This window comes from Natrinema soli, from assembly GCF_028618695.1.
The window spans coordinates 1-3,760 of the sequence record NZ_JAQIVI010000510.1 but is presented as its reverse complement, the minus strand read 5'-3'; the positions used below and the strand labels follow the sequence as shown (position 1 = coordinate 3,760).

At 67.2% G+C, this 3,760-nt stretch carries 5 protein-coding genes; 2 read left to right on the top strand and 3 right to left on the bottom strand.

Annotated elements, in window-relative coordinates; all coding sequences use genetic code 11:
* Positions 1-236 (top strand): AIR synthase-related protein (locus PGX04_RS25430; protein WP_273741049.1); only part of this gene is annotated, 236 nt, incomplete at its 5' end.
* Here PGX04_RS25430 and PGX04_RS25425 read toward each other — a convergent pair.
* Positions 200-1,366, bottom strand: a complete 1,167-nt coding sequence (locus tag PGX04_RS25425; protein WP_273741048.1) for an ion channel — start codon at positions 1,364-1,366, stop codon at positions 200-202. The two genes, PGX04_RS25430 and PGX04_RS25425, sit on opposite strands and share 37 nt — an antisense overlap.
* Positions 1,367-1,490: 124 nt before the next feature.
* Here PGX04_RS25425 and PGX04_RS25420 point away from each other — a divergent pair, with 124 nt between their 5' ends.
* Complete coding sequence (locus PGX04_RS25420; RefSeq protein WP_273741047.1) at positions 1,491-1,688, top strand: hypothetical protein; 198 nt, start codon at positions 1,491-1,493, stop codon at positions 1,686-1,688.
* Positions 1,689-1,767: 79 nt separating this feature from the next.
* Here PGX04_RS25420 and PGX04_RS25415 read toward each other — a convergent pair whose 3' ends face one another.
* Both PGX04_RS25415 and PGX04_RS25410 read right to left on the bottom strand, forming a co-directional pair.
* Positions 1,768-2,937, bottom strand: coding sequence for a zinc-dependent alcohol dehydrogenase (locus PGX04_RS25415; protein ID WP_273741046.1), 1,170 nt, complete (start codon positions 2,935-2,937; stop codon positions 1,768-1,770).
* A gap of 236 nt (positions 2,938-3,173) precedes the next feature.
* Positions 3,174-3,760 (bottom strand): phosphatase PAP2 family protein (locus PGX04_RS25410; RefSeq protein WP_273741045.1); only part of this gene is annotated, 587 nt, incomplete at its 5' end.

The following is a 3,760-nucleotide window of genomic DNA, read 5'->3' as shown; positions in this document are numbered from 1 at the left end:
GCGTCGATCCGCTGCGGATCTTCGGCTCCGGCGCGCTGGTCGCGACCGTCCCCGCGGACGCACTGGACGACTGTCTCGAGGATCTCGCGGATGCGGGAGCCGAGGCCGCCGAGATCGGGACCGTTCAGGGCCTCGAGGGCGGCGAACCCGAACTTCTTCTCGACGGCGAGTCGATCACCGACCCGATCGAGGACGACCTCTATCCGCTGTGGGAGGCCGCCGACGCGGACGACTGACCCGCGACTCCGTCGGTCCCCAGCAGCGCGTCGACGGTCACCTCGATCAGTACGGTTTCGGGGTCGACCACGACGTCCGCCTCGGTTCGTTCGATGGACTCGGTTTCCCCACCACCCGTGAGGGCCACGATTCTGGCGTCCGTGTGCGACCGAGCCGCGGCGATCACCGCGTTCGCGTCTCGCAGGGCGGCGGTACCGACGAGTACCGCATCGCACGTTTCGAGGCCGGCCCGCTCGAATGTGTCGTCGGCCGTCGGGTCACCGATAAGTACGTCGATGCCGTCCGAACGCCGTGCGCGCTCGTCGCTCGTCACGACCGCGACCGACGCGCGGGATGCGAGGGCGTCGACGACCGGTGCGACCGTCTCGTCGTACCCGAGAACGACGATTTCCGCGCCACTCCTCGTTCCACCGCCGGCCGCGGCAGCGTCGGAACCGAGACGAGCCGTTGCCTCGCGACCGGTTCGGGAGAAGTGCGTCTCGAGTGCGGGTCCGAACAGGCTGCCGGCCGTGGCGGCCAGGGTCGCCGGGCCGAGGACGACCAACGAGATAGCGAACAGACGGGCCGCTTCGGTGCTCGCGTGGACGTCGCCGTAGCCGACCGTGCTCGCGGTCACGGCGGTGAAGTAGACCGCGTCGACGACGGTCGTGACCCCGTCGAACCCGGTCCTGAGCGCGTACGCCCCGGCGGTTCCGTAACAGAGCACGCCGACGATAGACAGGAGCGCACCGATCTGCGTCGCGTCGAGGGTACTCGAGCGCGTGAACCGCCCGCTCGTGGCGACGAGGACGGCGAGTCCGCCGGCCGAGAGAACGACGAGCGGGACGGACACCGCTCGGAACTGGACGATACCGTGTGCCCCGGACAGGACGACGAGGAGGACGGCGGTGACGTACGCCAGCCGGTACCCCCGACGCATTCCCCAGGCGGTGACGAGCAGGGCGAAGCCGACGATGGTCCCGCTGAACTCCGCGACGGCCTGGAGATCTCCGAGCGTGCCGCCGGTCTCGAGGGCCGGCCGAGTGAGAATCGCGCCGACGCCGGTCGTGATCGACGTGAGCGCGATTGCGGCGACGATCCAGACAGCGACGCGACCGCCGGGTCGACGCGGGTGAAGTGCCTCGAACATAGCGATTCCACACCGGCAGCGGGGGTAAACCCCTAGTCGAGTCCGCCGCCCGACGGGGCGCGCGAATTTCGGACTATGAGAAACCTTGGCATGGGCTTATTGACGCGGATCCACTCCGAGAGTCATGGCGAAGATCACGGACGAGGGTCCCGACGGAACGGCTTCGGAGGAGGGAGACGCCGATCACAGTATCGACTCGGGAAAGGTCCAGGGCGTTCGTATTCCACTCGAGGACGAGAGCGTCATCCACGTGCCATATACTCGCCTGTACTGGAGTCGAATGAGCGAGGACGAGGGGAGAGTGGACTACTCGTCGGCGTAGACGGCGGTTCCTGTCCGCCGACCGGCCGGATCCGGCGGCCGGCGTAGCGACGTGACGAGGCCGCACTCACGAGCCCGTTTCAGGGCGTCATCACCACCTTGATGCAGTCGTCGTCCTTGTTGTTGAACGTCTCGTACATCTCCGGGCCGTCCTCGAGGCCGACCTGATGACTGATGACGAACGAGGGATCGATCTCGCCGTCTTCGATCTTCTCGAGCAGCGGATTCAGATAGCGCTGGACGTGCGTCTGCCCGGTCTTGATCGTCAGCGCCTTGTTCATCACCGAGCCGAACGGGAAGTTGTCCGACCGGCCGAGATAGACGCCGGGGACCGAGAGCGTGCCGCCCTTCCGGCAGCACTTGATCGCCTGCCGGAGGACGTGTGGGCGGTCGTCCTCGAGGTGCGCCTCCTGTTTGACCTGATCGGCGAGTCCCATAACGCCCGTGCCGTGGGCCTCGGTGCCGACCGCGTCGATGCACCGGTCCGGGCCGCGATTGCCGGTCATCGACAGCAGCCGGTCGTAGACGTCGTCCTCTTCGAAGTGGATGATCTCCGCGTCGCCATGGGACCGCGCCATCTCGAGTCGCTCCGGGATTCGGTCGATGGCGATCACGCGGTCGGCACCGAGCATCCACGCGCTCTGGATGGCGAACTGGCCGACCGGCCCGCAGCCCCAGACCGCGACCGTGTCGTTCTCCTCGATCTGGGCGTTTTCGGCCGCCATATAACCCGTCGGGAAGATGTCGGAGAGGAAGAGAACCTGCTCGTCGGACAGGTCGGAGTCGACTTTGATCGGCCCGACGTCGGCGTAGGGGACCCGGAGATACTCCGCCTGGCCGCCGGCGTAGCCGCCGAGCATGTGCGAGTAGCCGAACAGCCCGGCCGGCGAGTGGCCCATCACCTTACTCGCCATCTCGGCGTTCGGGTTCGAGTTATCACAGAGGGAATACATACCGTTCTCGCAGAACCAACACGAGCCACAGCTGATCGTGAAGGGGACGACGACTCGGTCGCCCTCCTCGAGCGTCTCGACCTCGCTGCCGACCTCGACCACCTCGCCCATCGGCTCGTGGCCGAGCACGTCGCCCTCCCGCATGCCGGGCATCCTGCCGTTGTAGAGGTGGAGGTCCGATCCGCAGATGGCGGTGGCCGTGACCTCGATTATCGCGTCGCTCGGATTGACGATCTCCGGTTCGGGAACCTCGTCGACGCGGACGTCCTTTTCACCGTGCCAGGTGAGTGCCCTCATCGATTCGTCCTCCGTTCCTCGAGTCGATTCAACTCGGCCGGCGCGCTCTCGTTACTACCACTCATTAGCAAATCCGGTCGTAATCCACACGCAAGGCGGCACTAAACGTGGGCCCTGCGTCTGCAACTATCGCTGTGAGCGGTCGAGTGATCGGTCGGCGGTCGAGTGATCGGTCGTTGGTACCGGTACTTCGCCCGGTGCGGGTACCGGTACTACGCCCATCGCGGGTACCGGTCCTACGCCCGCCGCGACTCGAGCGCAGCAACCTCGAGTCGTCCGACGGCTGCCGGAGCGAGGAGGATTCCGGCGAGGAGAATCGCGTAGAGGACGACGAGCAGGGGTTCGATCGACGCGACGGCGGACCCGATCTGCTGGACGACGGCGACGAATCCGCCGCCCACACCGGCGAGTACGACGCCCTCGAATCGGGACCGCAGTGCCGGCAGGGCCGAGAGCCGCTGCGAGCCGAGGAGCCCGCCGATCGAGCCGCCGAGTCCGAGCAGTACGTCCTCGATCGGACCGACGACGAGGACAGCGACGACGGCGAGGACGAGTGCGACCGCGAACCCGATCGTCGGATCGCTCCCGCTCAATCGATCCATGGCGACGACGAACGCGATTCCGAGGACCGCGCCGACGATCACGTCGCCGAGGTAGTGAACGCCGAGGGCGACCCGTGACAGCGAGACGGCGACGATCAGCACGCCGGCACCGGTGACTGCCCGCCGGTCCCCCGATCGGTCGTACGCCGAGACGAGGCCGCCGTAGACGACCGTCGCCGCGAAGGCGTGCCCGCTCGGAAAGCCGTAGCCCTCGCGCTCTC